Genomic DNA, 24,774 nt, shown 5'->3' on the forward strand with positions numbered 1-24,774 from the left:
ATGGTTATACTGCGCCAGTTAATAATAGAAGGAATGAATTATGTTGATTAGAGTGAGTCTGTTGCTCTTGCTGTCGTTCTCTTCGCTGAGCTGGGCGAACAGTCAAACGTCGCCGCTATTTCTCTACTCGCTGAATAATCCGGTCGAAGAAGATCTTCATCAACCTGAAAAGAGTTATTCAGATGAAATACTCGTAAAAGATAAGACTCTGCCAATAGAATACCGACAGCCGTGTGATGTCAAATGTGGGGTAAGAAATACGAGTTTGTTCGTGCTTCAAATGGTCGCGGAAGCAAAGGCGGATCAGGAATATCGAACCCGTTTGATTTTGCCAAACGACCAACCTTAAAAAACGAGCTCATTTGAGCTCGTTTTTCTATTTAGATTATTTTCCCAAGTAACCCACTACGACTTTATCGTTGCCAAAGGTACGAGAAAATACATAGGCGGACTCATTCGGGATGAGCTTGTGTTGACCGGCACCAATGGCTGGGTGTCGTTGTCTAAACTGGCCGAGAGTTTGCCAATGTTCTAAAAGGGCTTTGCGCTCGATGTCGAGTTTCCACAGCATGTCTGAGCGAGTGCCTTGGTGGAAATCATCGGCGTATGGGCCAAGCTCACGAGCGATTTCATCCCCGTAGTACACTTGAACAGCGCCTGGACTTAGCATGAGCGCATTGGCAGCGTTGCGCTGCATTTCAAACGACTTGAAGCGGTCGAAAAATAGCTCTGTGTCATGAGATGACATGTAGCTTACCGGCGTAAAATCAGGCGTTTCTTGCATTGAATCAGCATAATTTTGATAGGTATCCTGCATTTGGCTAAAACATGCGGCACCTTTATCCAGTTTTTTCTGCATATCAAAGTTGATCAATGCATCAAAGCCATCATCCACGTACGGAGAGCGATACGCCGAATGGCCCCACACTTCTCCCATCATCCAGAAAGGCTCGCCTTGTTTACCGTTTTCTCTGCGCCACTGTTCAAGGCTTTGGGAGGCGGACGCTTTGAGCCTGCGCCACACATCTCCTTCAACATGCTTGACGGTGTCTACGCGAAAACCGTCAATACCAAAGCGTTTGACCCAGTCAGATTGCCAACTGATCAAGTAATCAGAGACGGTAAAATTATCTCTTTTGGTGACTCGTGTTCCTGGATTATCGAGTAACCACTGAGGCGGCGTGACGGGCTGGTCGGCTTCGGTGAGAAAGTCGGGTAGGCCTGCTAATGTCATGGTGATGTCACTTGAGCCCGGTTTCGAGTAGCCAGGCAGACCAGTTCGAACCCAATCCGGCCCCCACCAGTTTACCCAATTGTCGCTTTGATAGTTGATCGCTTGGTGGTAACTATGCCAGTTCTCACTGCCATTTGGAGACCATTGTGCCCATTTGCTTGGCAGTGATTGCGGGTTAACAACATCAATGTTGTCGAACTGGAGATCCGCTAATGTGGAATATCCAGAGTGGTTGATCACGGCATCGAGGAAAACTTTTATGCCTCGCTTGTGAGCTTCGTTGACCAAGATTTTTAAATCATCATCGTTGCCAAAGTTTTCATCTATCTTGGTGAAGTCTCGCGTCCAGTAACCGTGGTAGGCATAAAATGGGAAGCTGCCTTTTTCTCCGCCCCCCACGAACCCATGAACTTGCTCAACAATCGGTGACAGCCAGATCACATCGGTCCCTAAGCTTTTTATGTAGTCTAGTTTTGCCGTTACGCCTTTTAGATCACCACCGTGGAATGTGCCCACCTCTTGTTTGCCATCTTTCTGTCGGCCATAGCTTTGGTCGTTGGATGGGTCAGCATTATTAAATCTATCCACCATAACAAAGTAGATATTGGCGTTGCTGTAACTAAATGGAAATGCGTTAGGTTGGCTTTCTATCGGTTCAAGGAGAACCAGCCCCCCGCTTGTTTGTGCTGGGCTAAGTGTGACTTTCCCATTTTCAACCGTGACAACTTGTCCGCTGAATGCCTCTTTTAACTTCGTGCCATCTGGATAAGTTTCGGCGAGATCCAACGTTGCAGGCTCGGTTGACAATTGTTCACACTGCACATTGGGAATCGGGCGTTTAAATACGGTTTGCTTACTTTTTTTGGCTTCCCTTGCGATTGCGATTGTTTTGTTTTCTTCATCGTAAGAAAAGGAGTAATCACCAGCGAAGCGAACGTTGAGGTCAAGCAGCGTTTCTTTACCGCAGTTCAACTGTAAAGGGCGGCGAAACTTCACTTTTTGTTCGGCAGGCGCTTCGCATTCCCCTTCAACATCTGAAATTTTTAGCTGGTAGAGTTGTTTGGTGAGTGGCAGAACGAGTGGTTCTGAAGTGGTCAAAGGAAAGTCTCTGCTCGTGGTGGTAGTGCTAACCGATAAGCTAGGCGCAGCAAAGGCCGAAGTGCTTGTCGCGAGCAATATACTCGCCGCGATGAGAGTATGGCAATGTTTCACGTAATAGTCCTTATTTTTATGATAGTTAGCTAATCATAAAAGGAACCGATAAGTGCGACATCATTCTCCCCGTCTACGCCCTAAAATGGGCGATAGATCACCCATCTATCACAGAGTAGGAAACGATATTGAGAAGTTAAATTAGGTAAGGTTGTTCGGGTTAGCCATCCGTGTTCCACCTAGGAACAGGCTGAGCTTGGATGTGTGCGGTGTCGCTCATTTGGTAGAACACTGCAAAGTCTTCAGGCTTAATCGGTCTGGCGTAGTAAAAACCTTGGATGTATTTAACGCCAAGTTGCTCGAGTTGTTCGATTTGATATTCGGTTTCCACGCCTTCCGCAATCACTCTCATCCCCAAGTCTGTCGCGAGTTGAATCATCGATTTCAAAACCGGCTTAATATTGGAATCTGAATGCAAACTTTTGATAAACACTTGGTCGATTTTGACCACATCAAATTTCATTTGCCTAATGAGGTTTAATCCCGAGTATCCAGTGCCAAAATCATCAATGGCAATTTCAAAACCGAGTGATTGGATTTGTGTTAAATGGGTGAGTGCTAAATCAAGTTGCTCGGAGGTAAGGTCAACGTTCTCTGTGAGCTCCAATAGTATTCTTGAGACCAGTTTTGGATGGCGCTTGGCGTAGTTTGTCAGATATTCGACGAACTCAGGTTTGACGATTTGGTAACGACTGATGTTGATGCTGATGTAGTTATGTTCACAATAGTCTGGATTGCGTTTAAGAAAACGAGTCACCTCCCTAAACGCGTATTCCGTTACGCGATCAATGATCCCTAGCTTTTCTGCGAGAGGGATAAATTGCTCCGGAGAAATCTGCCCTTGTACCGGATGATTCCAACGCACTAGAGCTTCACTTCCCACCACTTTTCTCGAGTGAATATCAACGATAGGTTGCAGGTAGAGTTCGATTTGTTCTTGGTGGATTGCATTAACGAGTGAGTATTCAACGGAGCTTTTTACTAATGTTTGGTATCGGATCATTAAGTAGAGCAATGATAAGACTAGGGCGATAGAGACGGTCTCACCCATGTGCGACAAGTAGTGATTTTGGTATGACTCGCTGGTGAGGTAAACGCTGATAGACAAAGGGTAAAGCGAGGACGAAAAACTGTAGAGTTTTAAGCCGGGCTGTGTTTGATTGCTTTGGATGACTTCGTTGAGTACATGAATTTGGTATCCATACTTACGTTCTTCAAATACTGGTGAAATGAGTTCCAAAAACTGCTGAGGATGAAGAAGTGCGTTGATGCCTCGTTTCTTATCTGAAGATGAGTAAATAAAAAAGGTTTTTAGTTTGCTTTTCGATTCGGTAAGAGAAATGGTGATGTGTTTGGGGGAGGCGTCAATACGTTGCAAGGTTGAGTTAAAGAGCCGAATTTGTGATGGGCCTTCATTGCTCGTGCAGTAAACGATGCCATCTTTATACAGGCCGATTTCTTTCAACATTCTCGAGTTGAAAACCTTTGCCCTTAGCGCCAGTTTGTCTTGTTCGCTGCAATCATCCCCAACTTTGATGGCGAGCGTCTGCAAATCATCCGCCATGGTATCGATATAACGTTCTAGTTTATTGATCGAATCGCTTCCATCGTTCAGCGCATGTTTGCGTAATTGGTGGTGATTGAAGATGGCCGCGAGTAAGAAAACGCCCACAAATATCGATGTGACCGGCAATAGCACCGGGAAATGACTCCAAATCTCTTTGAATCTATTTTCAACCATAAAATTGCGTTTTTTCATATCGCGCTCAATCGCTAAATCGATGTAAGTACTATAGGTTTTAATTTTCTTCAGATGTACGAATATTTGCTTTCAATCAGCCAATTTCTTCGATTCTGCTTGTTTTTGTAGTCTAAATTCTCATTTTTGATACGCATGGTTCAGCGGATGATTTTTGTCAATAACTCAATAAGTTAGAGAAGCTACAAGAAATATGTCACTGGCTATACTCAAATCAGCCGTTTGATAGTTCTCATATCAGGTTAAATGAGTCGCAAAAATGTCGAAATTTGTTACTTTGGGTGAATGAGTTTATAAAACAAATAATAAACATCGATCGAGTCGCATCGGCTAGAAGGTCGGGGGAGAAGGTATGGATATTGAGGTATTGCGCCAAGCTGCTGTTGTAAAAGAAGTTAACGGTGACGTTGTGATTGTTAACGTCGATGGGGATGCCAGAAAGGCGAAAGTCGGCGATACTATTGCAGTCAACGACATAGTATTAACGGCTAGTCACGCCTCTATTGTTTTGGACACCGTATATGTCCCTGATAATTGCCTTGCCTGCTCTGACAATTCTGGCGGTTGGGTAACCGCGGATATTGATGGAGATGTCTCAATTGACGTCGAGCAGTTGGAAGACGCTTCCATTTCTGGTCTCGATATTGATGCCATACAAGAAGCCATTTTAGCTGGCGCCGATCCGACTGAAATATTGGAAGCGACAGCAGCAGGTGGCGGTGCAGGTTCTGCTAACGCTGGTTTTGTTACGATCGAATACAATGGTGCTGAGGTACTCGCGAGTACGTTTTTCGAAACGAATGGGATTTCAGGAGAAGCGGACGTTGTCGATGAGGAGCAAGCTAGGCCATTGGTATTTGCAGCCGGGGGAAATAATCTTTCAGAAACCTTGGTCGAAGGCTCAATATCTCTTAGTACCTACCCTCAGTCTATAACGTCTTCCGCGACGATTTTTGCTGGCGATTTACCGTTAGACTCTAACACTTTTGTGCCAACGGCGGCCTCGCTTTCAGCGCTATTGGCTGAGCTCAACAGTGATATCACCTCTGGCGGTCAGGCCGTCTCTTTCAGATATGATTCAGCTTCGAACGCCATTATAGGTGAGCTCGGCGGTCTTGAGGTCGTGAACATTGATATAGATGCGACCAACATTGGCAAAGACGTCAATCTTCAGCTGACAACCACGATATACCAACCCATCGATCATGTGCCGAGTATCGCGGGGGGCTTGGTGTCGATCGCTGATGATCAGGTATCCATCTCATTCGAAATTAGTGGTAGTGATACTGGAGGCAACCCTATTCAGCTTCCCGTGTCCGCTCAAGTTACAATCGCTGACGGTGACAATCCGGCTATCGAATCTGTTCCTCAGGCTCAAGTAAGCGAGTCAGCTTTGACTGATGGGTCGATACCATCAACCAGTGCCGTCGAATCACAGGGGCAGGTTACCTTTAGCGAAGGTAGTGACACTATCACTAAGTTTGTTGTTGATGTCGATGCGTTTAATGCTTCGGCAAATTTAACGTCACAGGGATATTCGATTGAACTTAGAGAAGAGCCGGCAGATTCGGGGACCTATTTGGGTGTTTATACTGATTCTACGGGTAGTGAAGTTACGGTTTTCACGTTTAGTTTCGATACCAATACCAAGGGCTCCTATACGTTTGAGTTGAGCGAAGCTCTGGATCATCCCGATGGGCAAAATAACAATGAACTGATTTTTTCATTGCCGATTTTCGCAATTGATTCCGACAATGACCGAACACCAACAACCTCTTTAAACGTTGTGGTCACCGACGATGTCCAGTTAATGCAAAACGGCAGTTGGACTATTACGGAGCCGAATCAAGACGAAAACCCAACCACCGCGACCATCGATGTGATGCCTGCACACAGTGCCGATGGCGCCACCATCACCGAGTTTAAGTTTGGTGATAACCCAGCGCAGCAACTTGACCAAAGCCTCACTGGTGAGCAGAAATTCGATTACCCAGAAGGCTCGCTCTATATCACCCTTGATGGTGAGATGCGCTTTGAGCCTAATCGCGATTTAGATCATGAGAATGGCGATATTGTGAAACACATCGTCGTGACGTCGGGCGATTTCGATAAAGACAGTGTCAGCGCAACGCTCACTTTAACCATTCAAGATGGCGACGATCCGGTGATCAATACTATCCCATCAGTGAGTCTATCCGAAACTCAGTTAGCCGATGGCTCAGCGCCAAGCGGCAGTGCGGTGCAAGCCACAGGCACAATCAGTTATACCGAAGGCAGCGACAACCTAAGTCACTTCCGCCTTGAGCCAAGTGAGTTCAATACTGACGGTTTGCTCAAATCAAATGGGCTTGTGGTCGAGCTTCGAGAAGAGCTTCGAGAAGAGCCTGCAGATTCTGGTCAGTACATTGGCTTTACCACGGCGGCAAACGGAGTGGAGACCACTGTCTTTACCCTTGATTTTAATAATGCCGATTACACCTTCACGCTAATTGAAGCCATCGACCATGCCAATGCGGATGGCAACAACGATCTCAGCTTTGCGCTGCCCATCTATATGGTTGACAGCGATGGCGATAACTCAGCCAAAGCCGATCTCGATATTACTATCACCGACGATGTCCAGTTAATGCAAGATGGCAGTTGGACTATTACGGAGCCGAATCAAGACGAAAACCCAACCACCGCGACCATCGATGTGATGCCAGCGCACAGTGCTGATGGTGCCACCATCACCGAGTTTAAGTTTGGTGATAACCCAACGCAGCAACTTGACCAGACTGTCACTGGCGAGCAGAAATTCGATTACCCAGAAGGGGCGCTCTATATCACTCTTGACGGCGAAATGCGCTTTGAGCCTAATCGCGATTTAGACCATGAGAATGGCGATATTGTGAAAAACATCGTCGTGACGTCGGGCGATTTCGACAAAGACAGTGTCAGCGCCACGGTTACTTTAACCATCCAAGATGGCGACGATCCGGTGATCAATACTGTGCCATCAGTAAGTCTATCCGAATCTCAGCTAACGGATGGCTCTGTGCCAAGTGGCAGTACGGTGCAAGCCACGGGCACGATCAGTTACACCGAAGGCAGCGACAACCTAAGTCACTTCCGTCTTGAGCCAAGTGAGTTCAATACTGACGGCTCGCTCAAATCGAATGGGCTTGTGGTCGAGCTGCGAGAAGAGCCTGCAGATTCTGGGCAATACATCGGCTTTACCACGGCGGCAAACGGTGTGGAGACCACCATCTTTACCCTTGATTTTAATAATGCCGATTACACCTTTACGCTGATTGAAGCGATCGACCATGCCAATGCGGATGGCAACAACGATCTCAGCTTTGCGCTGCCCGTCTATATGGTTGACAGCGATGGCGATAATTCCGCCAAAGCCAACTTGGATATCACCATCACCGACGATGTCCAGTTAATGCAAAATGGCAGTTGGACCATTGCGGAGCCAAATTCCGGAGAGGCGCCAACCACTGCGACTATCGATGTGATGCCAGCGCACAGTGCTGATGGCGCCACCATCACTGAATTTAAGTTTGGTGATAACCCAGCGCACCAGCTTGACCAGACTGTCACTGGCGAGCAGAAATTTGATTACCCAGAAGGCTCGCTCTATATCACCCTTGACGGTGAGATGCGCTTTGAGCCTAATCGTGATTTAGACCATAAGAATGGCGATATCGTGAAAGACATCGTCGTGACGTCGGGTGATTACGACAAAGACAGTGTCAGCGCAACGGTCACTTTAACTATTCAAGATGGCGACGATCCGGTGATCAATACAGTGCCATCGGTAAGTCTATCTGAGTCTCAACTAGCTGATGGCTCAGCGCCAAGCGGCAGTGCGGTGCAAGCCACGGGTACAATCAGTTATACCGCAGGTAGCGACAACCTAAGTCATTTCCGCCTTGAGCCAAGTGAGTTCAATACTGACGGCTCGCTCAAATCGAATGGGCTTGTAATAGAGCTTCGAGAAGAGCCCGCAGATTCAGGGCAATATATCGGCTTTACCACGGCGGCAAACGGAGTGGAGACCACCGTCTTTGCGCTAAACTTCGATGGCACCAACAAAGGCGATTACACCTTCACACTGATTGAAGCGTTCGACCACGCCAATGCGGATGGTAATAACGATCTCAGTTTTGCTCTACCCGTTTATATGGTCGACAGCGACGGCGATAACTCCGCCAAAGCCGATTTGGATATCACCATCACCGACGATGTTCAGTTGATGCAAAATGGCAGTTGGACTATTACTGAACCGAATACCGGAGACACGCCAACCACCACGACCATCGATGTGATGCCTGCACACAGTGCCGATGGTGCCACTATCAGCGAATTTAAGTTTGGTGACAACCCAACGCAGCAGCTTGACCAATCGATAACTGGTGAGCAGAAATTTGATTACCCAGAAGGCTCGCTCTATATCACGCTTGACGGCGAAATACGCTTTGAGCCTAATCGCGATTTGGACCATGAGAATGGCGATATTGTGAAAGACATCGTAGTGACGTCGGGCGATTTCGACAAAGACAGTCTCAGTGCCACGGTCACCTTAACCATCCAAGATGGCGATGATCCGGTGATCAACGCTGTGCCATCGGTAAGTCTATCTGAGTCTCAATTAGCCGATGGCTCAGCGCCAAGCGGCAGTGCGGTGCAAGCCACAGGCACAATCAGTTATACCGAAGGCAGCGACAACCTAAGTCACTTCCGCCTTGAGCCAAGTGAGTTCAATACTGACGGCTCGCTTAAGTCGAATGGGCTTGTGGTCGAGCTTCGAGAAGATCCCGCTGACTCCGGGCAATATATCGGCTTTACCACGGCGACGAATGGCGCAGAGACAATCGTCTTTACCCTCGATTTTAATAATGTCAATTACACCTTTACGCTGATTGAAGCGATCGACCATGCCAATGCGAATGGTAATAACGACCTGAGTTTTGCGCTGCCCATCTATATGGTCGACAGCGATGGTGATAACTCCGCCAAAGCCAATCTCGATATTACTATCACCGACGATGTCCAGTTAATGCAAGATGGCAGTTGGACCATTACCGAGCCGAATCAAGGCGAAAACCCAACCACAGCGACCATCGATGTTATGCCAGCGCACAGTGCCGATGGCGCCACCATCACCGAATTTAAGTTTGGTGATAACCCAGCGCAGCAGCTTGACCAATCGATAACTGGTGAGCAGAAGTTCGATTACCCAGAAGGGTCGCTCTATATCACTCTTGGTGGTGAGATGCACTTTGAGCCTAATCGCGATTTAGACCACTCTGCAGGCGATATCGTGAAAAACATCGTCGTCACCTCGGGTGATTTCGACAAAGACAGTGTCAGTGCCACAGTCACCTTAACCATTCAAGATGGCGATGATCCGGTGATCAACGCTGTACCATCGGTAAGTCTATCCGAATCTCAACTAGCCGATGGCTCTGCGCCAAGCGGCAGTGCGGTCCAAGCCACAGGCACAATCAGTTATACCGAAGGCAGCGACAACTTAAGTCACTTCCGCCTTGAGCCAAGTGAGTTCAATACCGACGGCGCGCTCAAATCGAATGGGCTTGTGATTGAGCTTCGAGAAGAGCCTGCAGATTCAGGGCAATATATCGGCTTTACCACGGCAGCGAACGGCGTTGAGACAACCGTCTTTACGCTCAACTTCGATGGAACTAACAAAGGCGATTATACTTTTACGCTGATTGAAGCGATCGACCATGCCAATGCGGATGGTAATAACGACCTGAGTTTTGCGCTGCCCATCTATATGGTCGACAGCGATGGTGATAACTCCGCCAAAGCCAATCTCGATATTACTATCACCGACGATGTCCAGTTAATGCAAGATGGCAGTTGGACCATTACCGAGCCGAATCAAGGCGAAAACCCAACCACTGCGACCATCGATGTTATGCCAGCACACAGTGCCGACGGCGCCACCATCGCTGAGTTTAAGTTTGGTGATAACCCCACGCAGCAACTTGACCAAAGCCTCACTGGTGAGCAGAAATTCGATTACCCAGAAGGCTCGCTCTATATCTCCCTCGATGGTGAGATGCGCTTTGAGCCCAATCGTGATTTAGACCATAAGAATGGCGATATCGTGAAAGACATCGTCGTGACGTCGGGTGATTTCGACAAAGACAGTGTCAGCGCAACGGTTACTTTAACCATTCAAGATGGCGACGATCCGGTGATCAATACTGTCCCATCGGTAAGTCTATCCGAAGCTCAATTAGCCGATGGCTCGGCGCCAAGTGGTAGTGCAGTGCAAGCCACGGGCACGATTAGCTATACCGAAGGTAGCGACAACCTAAGTCATTTCCGCCTTGAATCAAGTGAGTTCAATACTGACGGCTCGCTCAAGTCGAATGGGCTAGTGGTTGAGCTTCGAGAAGAGCCTGCTGATTCTGGTCAGTACATTGGCTTTACCACGGGGGCGAACGGAGTGGAGACCACTGTCTTTACCCTTGATTTTAATAATGCCGATTACACCTTCACATTGATTGAAGCGATCGATCACGCTAATGCGGACGGGAATAACGATCTCAGTTTTGCGCTGCCCGTGTATATGGTCGACAGCGACGGTGATAATTCCGCCAAAGCCAATCTCGATATCACCATCACCGACGATGTCCAACTGATGCAAAATGGCAGTTGGACCATCACTGAACCGAATCAAGGCGAAAACCCAACCACCGCGACCATTGATGTCATGCCTTCACACAGTGCCGATGGCGCAACCATCACCGAGTTTAAGTTTGGTGACAACCCAGCGCAGCAGCTTGATCAAAACATCACTGGTGAGCAGAAATTTGATTACCCAGAAGGCGCGCTTTACATCACCCTTGACGGTGAGATGCGCTTTGAGCCGAATCGCGATCTGGACCACTCTGCAGGCGATATCGTGAAAAACATCGTTGTTACCTCGGGCGATTTCGACAAAGACACTGTCAGCGCAACGGTTACTTTAACCATCCAAGATGGCGACGATCCGGTGATCAATACTGTGCCATCGGTGAGTCTATCCGAAGCTCAATTAGCTGATGGCTCTGCGCCAAGCGGCAGTGCGGTGCAAGCCACGGGCACGATCAACTACACCGAAGGCAGCGACAACCTAAGTCACTTCCGCCTTGAGCCAAGTGAGTTCAATACTGACGGCTCGCTCAAATCGAATGGGCTAGTGGTTGAGCTGCGAGAAGAGCCTGCAGATTCTGGTCAGTATATCGGCTTTACCACGGCGGCAAACGGAGTGGAGACCACTGTCTTTACCCTTGTTTTTAATAATGCCGATTACACCTTCACATTGATTGATGCGTTCGATCACGCCAATGCGGATGGTAACAACGATCTCAGCTTTACGCTGCCCATCTATATGGTTGACAGCGATGGCGACAACTCCGCCAAAGCCGATCTCGATATCACCATCACCGACGATGTCCAACTCATGCAAAACGGCAGCTGGACTATTACCGAGCCGAATCAAGGCGAAAATCCAACCACCGCGACCTTCGATGTGATGCCTGCACACAGTGCCGATGGCGCAACCATCACCGAGTTTAAGTTTGGTGATAACCCCACGCAACAGCTTGACCAGACTGTCACTGGCGAGCAGAAATTTGATTACCCAGAAGGCTCGCTTTATATCACTCTTGGTGGTGAGATGCGCTTTGAGCCTAATCGCGATTTAGACCACTCTGCAGGCGATATCGTGAAAAACATCGTCGTGACCTCGGGCGATTTCGATAAAGACAGTGTCAGCGCAACGGTCACCTTAACCATCCAAGATGGCGATGATCCGGTGATCAATACTGTGCCATCGGTAAGTCTATCTGAGTCTCAATTGGCGGATGGCTCGGCGCCGCGCGGCAGTGTAGTGCAAGCCACGGGCACAATCAGTTATACCGAAGGCAGCGACAACTTAAGTCACTTCCGTCTTGAGCCAAGTGAGTTCAATACCGACGGCTCGCTCAAATCGAATGGGTTAGTGGTCGAGCTTCGAGAAGAGCCTGCAGATTCTGGTCAGTACATTGGCTTTACCACGGCGGCAAACGGAGTGGAGACCACTGTCTTTACCCTTAATTTTAGTAATGCCGATTACACCTTCACATTGGTTGAAGCGATCGACCATGCCAATGCGGACGGTAATAACAATCTTAGCTTTGCGCTGCCCGTGTATATGGTTGACACTGACGGCGATAACTCCGCTAAAGCCGATTTGGATATCACCATCACTGACGATGTCCAGTTAATGCAGAACGGCAGTTGGACCATTACGGAGCCGAATCAAGGCGAAAACCCAACCACCGCGACCTTCGATGTGATGCCTGCACACAGTGCCGATGGCGCCACCATCACCGAGTTTAAGTTTGGTGACAACCCCACGCAGCAGCTTGACCAATCGATAACTGGTGAGCAGAAGTTCGATTACCCAGAAGGCTCGCTTTATATCACCCTTGATGGTGAGATTCGCTTTGAGCCGAATCGCGATTTGGACCATGAAAATGGGGATATTGTGACAGACATCGTCGTTACTTCGGGTGATTTCGACAAAGACGGTGTCAGCGCCACGGTTACTTTAACCATCCAAGATGGCGACGATCCGGTGATCAATATTGTTCCGTCGGTGAGTCTATCTGAATCTCAACTAACGGATGGCTCAGCGCCAAGCGGCAATGCGGTGCAAGCCACGGGCACGATCAGTTATACCGAAGGCAGCGACAACCTAAGTCATTTCCGCCTTGAACCAACTGGGTTCAATACTGACGGCTCGCTAAAATCGAATGGGCTTGTCATAGAGCTTCGAGAAGAGCCCGCAGACTCTGGACAATATATCGGCTTTACCACGGCGGCAAACGGCGCAGAGACCATTGTCTTTACCCTTGATTTTAATAGTGCCGATTACACTTTCACACTGATTGAAGCCATCGATCATGCCAATGCGGACGGGAATAACGATCTCAGTTTTGCGCTGCCCGTCTACATGGTTGACAGCGACGGTGATAACTCTGTCCAAGCCGATCTCGATATCACCATCACTGATGATGTCCAGTTAATGCAAAATGGCAGCTGGACCATCACTGAGCCGAATCAAGGCGAAAACCCAACAACAGCGACCATCGATGTGATGCCTGGACACAGTGCCGATGGCGCCACCATCACCGAATTTAAGTTTGGTGATAACCCAACGCAGCAGCTTGACCAAAACGTCACTGGTGAGCAGAAGTTTGACTACCAAGAAGGCTCGCTCTATATCACCCTTGATGGCGAAATGCGCTTTGAGCCCAATCGTGATTTAGACCATGAGAGTGGCGATATTGTGAAAAACATCGTCGTGACGTCGGGCGATTTCGACAAAGACAGTGTCAGCGCCAAGGTTACTTTAACCATCCAAGATGGCGACGATCCGGTGATCAATACTGTTCCGTCGGTGAGTCTATCTGAATCTCAACTAACGGATGGCTCTGCACCAAGCGGCAGTGCGGTGCATGCCACGGGCACGATCAGTTATACCGAAGGCAGCGACAACCTAGGTCATTTCCGCCTTGAGCCAAGTGAGTTCAATACTGACGGCTCGCTCAAATCGAATGGGCTAGAGGTAGAGCTTCGAGAAGAGCCTGCAGATTCTGGCCAGTACATCGGCTTTACCACGGCGGTGAACGGTGCGGAGACCACCGTCTTTACACTCAACTTCGATGCCAGCAATAAAGGCGATTACACCTTTACATTGATTGAAGCGCTCGATCATGCTCTATCTGGAGCAAAAGATGATGTATTGAGCTTTAACTTGCCTGTTTATGCGGTTGATAGTGACAATGACGACTCAGTGATGAAACCTATGGTGGTAACGATTGCGGATGATCTCCCTACCATAGACAGTACTGCCGCTGGAAGTGGTTTCAATGTGGATGAAAATGATCTCTCCGCTAGCTCGGTCGCGACCGGACAGTTTGAAGTCACGAGAGGTGCCGACGATATTGTCCACTTCGAGCTTGGGAATATCGACAGCGCACTGTCGGGTCTTCATTCCGGCGGCGTCGAGTTAACAATCGAAAAATATGACGGTGCGGCGAATACCACAAGTTATCAAGCGGTTGCAGGCAATACGGTCGTGTTTACCCTTGAACTAGGCGACGATGGTTCGTATCGCTTCGAGTTATTACAACCGTTAGATCATGCGCCTGATTCCGACTCTCTGACTATTCCCTTTGATGTTGTTGCGATTGATGGAGATGGGGATGCGTCACCTGCGTACCCGTTGCCTATTTCAGTAGCAGACGACGAGCCGATCATTACAGGTACTCAAGGCGAAACGCGAGTTGATGAGGATGATCTGGTTGGTATTGGGTCCGATCAAACAGAGGATACCCAAATCCACGGCCAGTTTGTGGTTGACGAAGGCGCCGACGGCGTTACCGAGTACCAGCTAATCGCGCCTGCCGATAGCCTGGTTGGTTTGCAAAGTGGGGGCGAGAGCCTCGAGTGGAGAGCCGTTGTCGAGAACGGGACGACGTTTACTTATATTGCACAGACGTCTGGCAGTCAGCAAGCTGTGTTCTCCTTGACTTTTGATACCTCTGACAACAGTTACACCTTTAATTTATTGCAGCCGGTCGAGCATCCGAATGCCAATGAGCAGAATCAAGTACAAATTGATTTCAATATTCAGGCGCTTGATTTTGATGGTGACAAATCCAACCCAATTAGCCTACCTATTACTATTGTGGATGACGTTCCGACATTAACCCAGCAGGAGATCAGTCGTGTTGAGGGGCAAGGTTTCAATCGCTCGATGGTCAATATGTTTGACAGTGCGACCGACAAAGGCGCAGATGGCGCAGAGCTAACCCGAATTGAAGGGACAACGTCCAGTGGTTCGGACATTCTGTTCAAGCAGGGTGGCAGCTATGTGGATGGTGTCGACCTGAGCTCTGGAAGCCAACGCATTGTCGTGGCGCAGGAGTATCAAGACAGCAATGGCAATACCGCTGTGCGTGATTTGGGCGAGTTAAGAATAAACTCTAACGGAGAAGTTGAGTTTAGAGCGTTCGATAACCTCGAACATGACGGTGATAACTTTGTGTTTACCGTAAATCTGACCGCCACCGACGGAGATAAAGATACCTCTGTGGCGCCGCTTGAAATCACCATTGAAGACCGAAGAGCCTCTGCGATCCCTCTTAAAGTGGTCTCGTTTGAAGACTCGGGTAGAGCGCCATCAATTGATTATAGTGCCGCGAATCCTACACCTTTGGAGACAGCCAACTCACAAGACAATCAAGCGGACATTCCGGGTGTTGGCGTTCCTACACAGGTTAAGTTGCAAGCCAACCTATACGATGCCGACAATAACGAATCGATTGGCGGCATGACAATCAAAGCAGGGCAACATCATGGTAAATTCTTCTATTTTGATGGGTCAGAGTATGTAGAGCTCACGGCTGATAATTCAGGCAAAATTTACTTTGCAGGCTCATTGATAGACCAGAGTTCGATTGTGAATGGTAATGGCGATCAGATAACTACAATCAACAACTTGTATTTTGTGCCAGACAGAAACTACTCCACGACTGATCGCGGTTTTCAAATTAAATATCAACTTGAGATTCACAATGATGGTGCGTTAGATCATCGACTCAACTCGCAGTTCACCATGGAAGTGGAAAGCGTGGCGGATATTGCGACATGGGACGATAGCAATAGCACGTATCATTACGTGTTAGATGAAGATTCATCTAATGCAACCCTGAATCTACAGGCGCTGACTCAAGACACGCTCAACCCGGAAACGATAACTTATCAATTAACCGTTTCGCAGGGTGATGGCCACTTCGAGTTACTTGACAAAAACGGCTCACCATTAGTGCCAAACGCAGACGGGAATTTCATTGTTTCATCTGCTGATATCAATACGATTCAAGTCAACCCGAATGAGAACTTCTCCGGCACGATACAGATTGATGTGGTTGCCATTACAACCGAGTCAACCAATGCTGTGACCGACAAGGGGAGTGCCCAGTCTGATGTAAAAGCGCTCATTTTCGATGTTCGACCGGATGCGGATCTTGGCAGTTTTAGTGTCAATCGGATTGCTATTTTCGAAGACAATGCGGCGACCCAAAATACGGTTGATCCCGCGACAGACAAAGACCCGTTTACTTTGGACGAAGTGATTCAAATGTCACCTTCAGTGGACACCGATGGCTCTGAAGTGCTGTTCGTTAGAATCTCAAACATTACAGAGGGCGCTACGCTTTCTTGGCAAGGCGCTGCGCCTAGTCAACTGACAACGGTAACGATCAATGGCGTCGTCTATCAAGAAGTCCCTTATGATCAGATACATAACGTAGAAGTGATACCAGAGTTACACAGCAACGCGGACTTCAAGTTTGATGTGACAGGGGTAGTGAAAGATAGCGCAAGCCTGTCGACGACAACGTTAGTTGACGAAGCGATCATGGGCTCGAAAACAGTCAATGTCAGTGTCAAAGGGGTGGCGGATGTTCCTCAGGGCGTTGTTGCCGGAAGCCAGTGGAGCGAGTTTACGGATGGCGCAGTTTCAGGCGTAGAGACAACCATCAATGAGAGTCAAAATGGTGATAGCTTTGCGGTACTTGATTTCTCGATCATCTCTGGCGAGCGCGAAGACAAACCGCTGGACGGTTCAGAGTCGTTAACTGTACTGCTCTCAAATATTCCGCAAGGTGTTGTCATTGAGGACAGTGATGGAACGCAGATTGATCTCAACTTTGTCGGCTATGATGGCAGCGGTCAGCCGATCTATGAAGCCAATATAACGGGTTTAAACACCACGTCAGGCATTATTGTTCGACCGGTTGATTCATCAACGGAGAATATTCACATCAAAGGTACCGTCATCGTGACGGAAAATGATGGACACAGTCGCGAGTTTGAACAAGAGATTCGCATTAAGGTTGCACCCGTTATTGACGCCTCAGCGACTTATACCAATCAGTCTGTTGGCGATGAAGACACACCAATCAACATCAATTGGCACCCTGAAGGGACAGATTACATTGATGATGACGAACACTTTACTTCCATTACGATTACTGGAATTCCAAATGGTGCCGCGGTCAATGTAAACAGTAGCGACGTTGTCGCGGTGTATGACGCGGCATCGGGGACGTTAACCATTACCCCAGGGGCAACCCAATCCGCACAGTCATTCACCCAAGATGCTTTGGCAAATAACTTTATTCAAATTACTCCGCCCAAAGACTCCAGTACGGATTTCAAATTGAATACCGTTGTGGAAGTGGAAGAGCGAGATCATGAATACACGAGTGACTCAATTGTCGGCGAAGGTGGTCGGGTAACCGCTACCATCACGGGCGAACTGACCGTTGTGGTGCGCCCAATCGTTGAGCCACAAGACAGCAACAATACCTTGATCGTGACGGATGAGTCTGGTGCCAGCGTTGTCAATGCAATTACGGCTAACGCGCAAGGGGGGATTCGTTTTACCACTAATGCTGATAACACCGCGACCGACGGAACAGGTGCCGAAGTGTGGGATGGCGAATATGTGGTGAAATATCAAGAAACCGATTTGTCATCACAAGAAGTGGTCAGCGACGTTATTGTTACCCTTACTCACCTTGATGGAAGTGCGTTGAGTGAGGATATTCTCGACCAACTGCTGGTGACAGGTGCCGCTTATGAGGGCAATGGGCGCTGGGTCATTACCAATGAGGATGCGTTCAGTATTCGTGCGCCTTATGGTTTGGATCTGACGCCGAATAGCAGTTCTGATGACGATCCTCTGGCGTTCAACAGTATCAAGATGAACATTCAAACCTTAGTCATTGACCAAGGTGAAGATAGCAATGAAAACTCCAAATCTACGCTTCGCGAAACGACGTTGGATCTCTCCTTCCCTGAAGAGGTAGTGGTAGGCAATGAGGTCGCTGCTGTGGCCAGCATTACACCAGATAGTGTGATTACCGCTACTGAAGACAATCAAGTCGACCTAGGTAAACAGCTGGATTCAGTGATCAGCTTTACCAACCAAGACGGCAGCGCTGACGAAGTGACCATCATCATAGGCAATACGGTAACCGTTGGCGGCGTGACTTATCCGATTTCGATATCCGGTGGCGAGGTCGATTTTGTCAACGGTCAGTTCGTGTTCCAAACGGGTATTTCAGCCTCTGGACAAGTGGAAAGTTTTGATGGCCTGATGCTCAACTTACCTGATGATTATTCAGGAGATTTCAGGTTGCCAATTACCGTCATTACCAAAGATACGACATCCGGTGATGAGAAAGTGGAAAATGGCAATGTGATCGTCAAAGTTGACCCGATTGCGGACGTCACTGGCAGTGAACCGGACATTAGCTTAACGGTGAAAGGCTCGTTAGATGATAACCAAGTGCCAATTGATCAGGACGGCATCGCTGGGCAAGACCTGGAGGGCTATGAAGATAGCTACATTCAACTTGGGTTTGGCTACCAAATCGCAGACCAAGTGACGGGAATTGAAGGTGGCAATGAAGTGCTTTCCTCCATCACCCTAAGTTTGGCGGATCCTTCGGTCGGGGAGTTCTACCAGCTTGTTGATAATGGTGATGGGACGTTCTCGTATCAGGCGCTTGGTTCTACAGTCACCTTCAGCCAAGCGGAGATTGCAGCGGGAGCACTCGATAATGTGCTCTTCAAGCCGCAAGCAAACTACCCAACAGGTAACGACGACAATACTGTCCAAGTCAATGTGACTGGCTCTGTAACGGATACCGCAACGTTTAACGAGCTTGTTCCAACGCAAACCGCGACAGACAGTGGAAGCTTTTCAACGAGTGTGAGCTTTGATGTTGTACCTGTGGTTGATCCGGTGCTTGTTACAGGTCCAGGTGTGGACCCTAGCCAAACGCTTGAAGTGACGGGGTTGGAAGACACAGAAATCTCATTGGCAAGTTCCGGAGACGTATCGATTTCGCTGACTGATCTCGATGGCTCCGAGCATTTTGTTTCCATCAAGTTCACTGATGTGCCGGAAGGTTTTCTTTTAACGGCTGATCCGTCAAGCGGTTACACAGTAAAAAACAATGGTGGGGGAGAATGGAGTGTTCAACTGCCTTCTGGCGCGGGAGACTCTCTCAACTTAGGAGCTCTATCTGTTCTGCCTCCGAAGCATTTTAGTGGCAGCGCGGAATTTGCTTTGACGGTATTTACCCAAGAATCGCTGCTGGGTGTGCCGACGCAAGCGGCGAATCTCCCTAACTTCAAAATCAACGTGACGCCACAGGGAGACGTGATTGATGTTGATGCAACGAATGCCGTCAGTGGCGTTGAGGGAGAAAACATAGATATTGCGATCAATGCGTCAGTAGTGGATAAAGCGCTTTCGGCAACAGGCAATGGAGTCTACAGCGAAAATGCTCCAGAGACTGTCCGTGTTGAAATTCGCGATGTTCCAAGCGATGCAACTATCTATGACGCCGATGGCAATTTAGGTCAATATGATGCAGTGAACAATGTCTGGATTGTTAACGTTGCTGCACAACAACTCGACAAAATCGTGTTTAATTCTGGTCAGCACAATAGTGATGTGGGCAACGCTTTTGGCATTGATGCGCCTCTCACAATCAGCGTTCAGTCAGTCGATAAAGATGCCTCTGGTAATGAATACCTTGGACCTGCGGTGAGCTTTGAGGTGGCATTGAGCATCGACCCAATTAATGACCGTCCTACCTTTGTCAATGTCACTGATTTAGAGACACAAGAAGACACGGCGATTGCGATTGATAATTTCCAAATCGCGGACATTGATGCTCAATATGATGACCCCAACGCGGTTTATACACTCACATTGAGTCTCGATAAAGGGGAGCTTATTTTCGATCCGAATACGGCTACTCTCTTTGATCTAAGTTTGAACTACGACGCCAATCAGAATTTGGTCATTTCAGGTACTGTCGCCAACATCAATGCGGCGTTGTCTGCGGGCAACATATCGTTTAATCCTGATCTCGACAGCAACGATCTTAATTCAGGTGGGGCGGTAACCGTGACAGCAAGTGTGGATGATGGCGGCAACAATGGCGCAATCATCTCGGGAGACGCCTCGACGTCATCAACCAATCAAACAACCTTCGAGATTCAGGTGACGGAGGTCAATGATGCGCCAAATGCTGCGGATGTTAATTTGGCTCCGATGTTGGAAGAAGGTCAGATTATCATCACCGCTCAGCAATTGATCGACGCGTCAAGCGATCCAGAAAATCATACACTCACGGTGACGGACCTAACGGTTGCCGAGGGGCAAGGCAGCTTGACGCTCAATCCAGATGGTGTGTCTTGGACGTTTACCGCGGCGCAAGACTTCAATGGCGAGGTGAAACTTGACTACACCATTGAAGACAATGGTACAACGAATGGTGCGAATGACTTTAAGCAAGACGCTGCCAGCGTGCACTTTGAGGTACAAGGAGTTAATGACAAACCCGAGTTGGACTTGAGCAGTGCCACGGCATTGATTGATGAAGCGGCAGGGCAGTTAATTAGTGGTATTTCCGTGTCAGATGTGGATTACGTTGGCGCCAATAGCAACGATCTTATGTCGGTCGAGCTTAGTGTTGACTACGGTACGCTCAGCGTTGTTGTGCCTACGGGTTCGGGAATTGTCGTCAACCCAGTGACTGGCGCATCCATCACGCTAACGGGTACTATCACAGAACTAAATGCTCTGCTGGATAGCCCTGCAAGTGGCAGCGGTGTGTTACTTGATTCAAGTTTTGCCCCAACAGATACCATCAGTTTAACCGTTGTTGCGACTGATTCAGGTAACCCGTCTGGAATGGTGATGCAGGAGACGACTCAACATACGATCACTGTCATGCCTGTCGCCAACTCACCGACGTTAACCATCGACCCTCAGTACAATTATGTGAAAAACATCAGCGCGACCCAGACGGCAAGCTCAAATGGTATCGCATTTGTCGGGATAGTAGCCGCATTGGTTGATAGCAACGAGACTCTGTTCTTGCAGGTTTCTGGCGTACCAGCAGAGGCGACGCTAACCAGTGATGTTGGCACCGTGACACTATCGTCTGGTGTTTGGACGGTGTCTGCCGACGCGATCAGCAGCCTGAAGTTAGAGGGCGCAGATGTGGGGAACCACACGCTCACCGTAACGGCGATATCGCAAGAGTCCAACGGGGATACCGCGAGCTCAACCTCGTTAGATTTAAACTTGGATGTGGTGATTGACGGCTCGACGATAGACCAGTCCACGCAAGCCCAAGATGTGCAACTTATTGGAGACGGTGGAAACACAGAGCTCCATTCCGGCAGCGGTGATGATTTGCTGCAAGGTGGTTCGGGTAATGACCATCTGATTGGAGGGGCTGGAGACGATCATCTTCAAGGAGGAGAAGGCGATGATATTCTCGAAGGTGGGCTTGGCTCAGACATCCTCACTGGCGGAGGGGGCATGGATACCTTCGTCTGGTTGGATATTGATGACGGCGCGACGGACACCATCACAGACTTTAGTATCGCAGAAGGAGATAAAATCGATCTTCGAGAAGTGCTTCCTGAGCTTAAACAAGCGTCGATAGACATGGATGTTTTGCTCGATCATATTGACGCCAAAGTGATAGATGGTGCAGATATCGAGCTGACACTTCATCCAGGAGGAGGGCAAGGACAACAGACCATTTTAGTTCAGGATCTGGCGCCGCAGCTGTCGCTTGATGGTATGAGCTCATTGGACATTGTTTCTTCGTTGCTTGACCACGATGTCATCATTCATCATCAATAATCGAAGGTAATGAATATCGGCCCGAATTAGGGCCGAATCAATAAAAACAAGTGAATGTCTTGATTGAGTGGACCAAGGTAACTAGACTGCATGCCATTAAATGGCTGCACAACGACGTAATCGTCATTAATTATTTGTAAAATTAGTCAGATAGCCCCCTTCATAGTCCAATAAAAATGAAGTTGAGCTTACTCTTATGCGGTTTCGTTTGGTCTCACGACGTCGATTGATAAAAATAGAAAGAGAATTCAAATGTTTAATAGAGTTTATAGTCAGCTAAAACTCCTATTCACAGAGTTTAGAGATGATCAGCGTGGAGTGACTACGATCGAATACGTCCTCATCTTGAGTGTGGTCGCAATCATGATTATAAGCATCTTCGTTACAGACACTGAACTACAATCTTCGCTGATTAACCTGTTCAAACGCCTGACCAATACTATCGATTCAGTCTAAGGGCCGGATTTGATCTTCTAATCTATCGGCCAGTGAGGTTAACTCTTTGTTTGATAGGTCGAAACGAACATCTGCGCAGCCGTGTCGACAGCAACTATGAGTTGATCTTGGGTGGCAGGCGGTTGATGAGCCAGTAACTGAGGCCAGAATACAATCGCCTTAATGCTACCAATGTACTGCTCCACCGCGAGTGGAATGTTGTCTACCTCGATGGCTTCAGCGGCGACCGCTTGTTTAATCCACTCATGCAAACCATACGAATCGCCAATCGCTTCAAATTTACTCATTAAGAGTTTTGACGTCTCCGGACAACGAATGCATTCCGCCATCACTAGCCTTGCGGTTACTTGAAAATCTTCCGTGTTGATGTAGCACATTTGCTTAAGTGTCAGCGCCTTCAATTGTTCAAACACTGAGACAGACGGCTCATATCTGAGCTCACAACGGTCATCAAAGCGACATATCAATTTGTCTACGATGACTTCGAACAGCGCGTCTTTGTTCGGGTAGTACTTATACAAAGTGCGTTTAGACACGCCTGCATGCTTGGAAATTCCTTCCATACTCGCTTGTTCAAGTCCTTTTTGAGAAAAAACCTCTATCGCAGATTGGATGATATCTTCTTGTTTTATATCACTTCTTTTGAGCATGAATAGAACCTGTACCGATTTAAAGTTAACGGGCGAGTTAACCTTCAAGAATTTACATGCCCAAAGTATACATCATCGTTTACTTTCTTGGGTAGTTGCAAATGGCTCTGCGAACATAAGGGAAATGAAGAGTACGGTTGATCACATTTGCATAGTGTGGAGAGTAGGCGCTCAAAAACGAGATATACGCAACTTTTTAGTGGGAAATTCAAGATAAAATGCTAGAAAACGTACAAGTAAAATTTCAAAAACCACTTATTAAGTAATTAAAATAATTGATAATTTTAACTTGTTACTCGTATTTTCTAGATGTTTGCATGCAAGGGTAAATAACGCTTTTGTTTTTATAAAACCTCCTTATACTCGATCACAATAATGCAACAATATTGACTTCAAAGGAGTGCGTATGGAACAAGAACAAAGCCTGTTTCAGTGGGAGCGAGTAAAACGATTTAATCTTCCTGTCTGGACTGTACTCGTGGGCGTTCTTATTGCACGCACAAGCTACTTTATGGCTTGGCCATTCTTGATTGTTTTTCTCTATCAAGATTACGGAGCATCGGCGGTGGAAGTGGGGGGAATGCTTGCACTTTCAGCGGTAACGGGATCGCTCACCGGATTATATTCTGGCTACCTGTCAGACAAGTTCGGGCGCAAATGGATCATGGTCGCAGGGTGTTTGATAGCGTTCATCGCCTACACGGGGATTGGCTTAGCGACTCAGGTTTGGCACTTTTATGCCTTAATCCTATTGGCTGGATTTATGCGCCCGTTGATCGATGGCCCTGCCAAGGCGGTGATCGGCGATGCATTGAGTGATCTTAAAGATCGGGAACTAGCGCTCAACATTCGCTACTTTTTGTTGAATATTGGCGCGGCCGTCGGTCCACTTATCGGCGTGACACTCGCTTTGGCCCAGCCTCAGTTGCTATTTATTGTTACTGGTGTCACTCACTTGCTCTACAGCGGGTGGATCTTGTTTGGCATTGAACGCAAAGGCAGTTTTACCAAGCCAGACCTCTCTTTACTGCCTAACTTTCGTCAAACGGTCAAAGTGATCAGCAGGGATCGCGTCTTTGTATTGCTTTTGCTTGCCAACGTACTCTTGATGTTTGTCTACGCTCAATTGGAATCTTCGGTTCCGCAAGTCATTGTCCGCAGTGGTATTGAAGATGCGGCAAAACTGATCGCGCTCTTGATGATGGTCAATGCTGTGACGATTGTATTGTTGCAGTTTCCGGTGCTCAAGGTTATGGAAAAACTGCCACTGTTTACTCGGACTCGAATCGGGATGAGTGCCATCGCGCTTGGTCAACTGGCGTTCATTTTTACCCCTGAGCAGTCGGCGATTGGATGGGCTGTTGCCTGTTTTATCGTTAGTTTGGGAGAAGTGATTACTTTCCCGACGCTTAACGTGCAAATCGACCGTTTGGCTCCCGCGCATTTACGGGGTTCCTATTTTGGTGCGACAGCTCTGTACTCACTGGGTTTTGCCATTGGACCAGCGTTGGGTGGCGCAATGGTCGAGTGGTTGGGGGCACAATGGCTATTTGGACTCTGCTTTGTTGTCAGCGTGACCATGATTTGGCTTTACTGGATTGCTCAGCACACTGACGATCAAGTGGAGCGCGAGGTGGCTGTCTCAAATAGTTGATCT

At 48.0% G+C, this 24,774-nt stretch carries 7 protein-coding genes; 4 read left to right on the forward strand and 3 right to left on the reverse strand.

The genetic code is table 11. The annotated features are described in order from the left end of the window. The first annotated feature begins 40 nt into the window (after positions 1–40). Positions 41–349 carry a hypothetical protein gene (locus ACUALS_RS15860; protein ID WP_454449812.1) on the forward strand — a complete coding sequence of 103 codons (309 nt, stop codon included), beginning with the start codon at positions 41–43 and terminating at the stop codon, positions 347–349. 36 nt (positions 350–385) lie between these two features. On the opposite strand, the gene ACUALS_RS15865 is transcribed toward ACUALS_RS15860, so the two are convergent. After that, the gene (locus ACUALS_RS15865) at positions 386–2,446 is read right to left on the reverse strand and encodes an alpha-amylase (RefSeq protein WP_454449813.1); all 2,061 of its coding nucleotides are present in this window, start codon (positions 2,444–2,446) and stop codon (positions 386–388) included. 160 nt (positions 2,447–2,606) lie between these two features. After that, on the reverse strand, positions 2,607–4,205 hold the full coding sequence (locus ACUALS_RS15870) for an EAL domain-containing protein (protein WP_334474883.1): 1,599 nt from the start codon (positions 4,203–4,205) through the stop codon (positions 2,607–2,609). A 352-nt stretch (positions 4,206–4,557) separates the two neighbouring features. Here ACUALS_RS15870 and ACUALS_RS15875 point away from each other — a divergent pair, with 352 nt between their 5' ends. Then, positions 4,558–22,011: a retention module-containing protein gene (locus tag ACUALS_RS15875; RefSeq protein ID WP_454449814.1), complete on the forward strand. Its 17,454-nt coding sequence runs from the start codon at positions 4,558–4,560 to the stop codon at positions 22,009–22,011. Between the two features lie 252 nt (positions 22,012–22,263). After that, entirely contained in the window at positions 22,264–22,467 is a 204-nt protein-coding gene (locus ACUALS_RS15880; protein ID WP_334474881.1) for a Flp family type IVb pilin, read from the forward strand. A 38-nt stretch (positions 22,468–22,505) separates the two neighbouring features. Here the strand turns inward: ACUALS_RS15880 and ACUALS_RS15885 are convergent, their stop codons facing one another. Continuing rightward, complete coding sequence (locus ACUALS_RS15885) at positions 22,506–23,117, reverse strand: TetR/AcrR family transcriptional regulator (RefSeq protein ID WP_005470083.1); 612 nt, start codon at positions 23,115–23,117, stop codon at positions 22,506–22,508. A 406-nt stretch (positions 23,118–23,523) separates the two neighbouring features. On the opposite strand from ACUALS_RS15885, the gene ACUALS_RS15890 reads away from it, so the two are divergent. Further along, entirely contained in the window at positions 23,524–24,771 is a 1,248-nt protein-coding gene (locus tag ACUALS_RS15890) for an MDR family MFS transporter (protein WP_038140525.1), read from the forward strand. Positions 24,772–24,774: the final 3 nt, after the last annotated feature.

The sequence above is a fragment of the Vibrio sp. NH-7 genome (assembly GCF_053643215.1).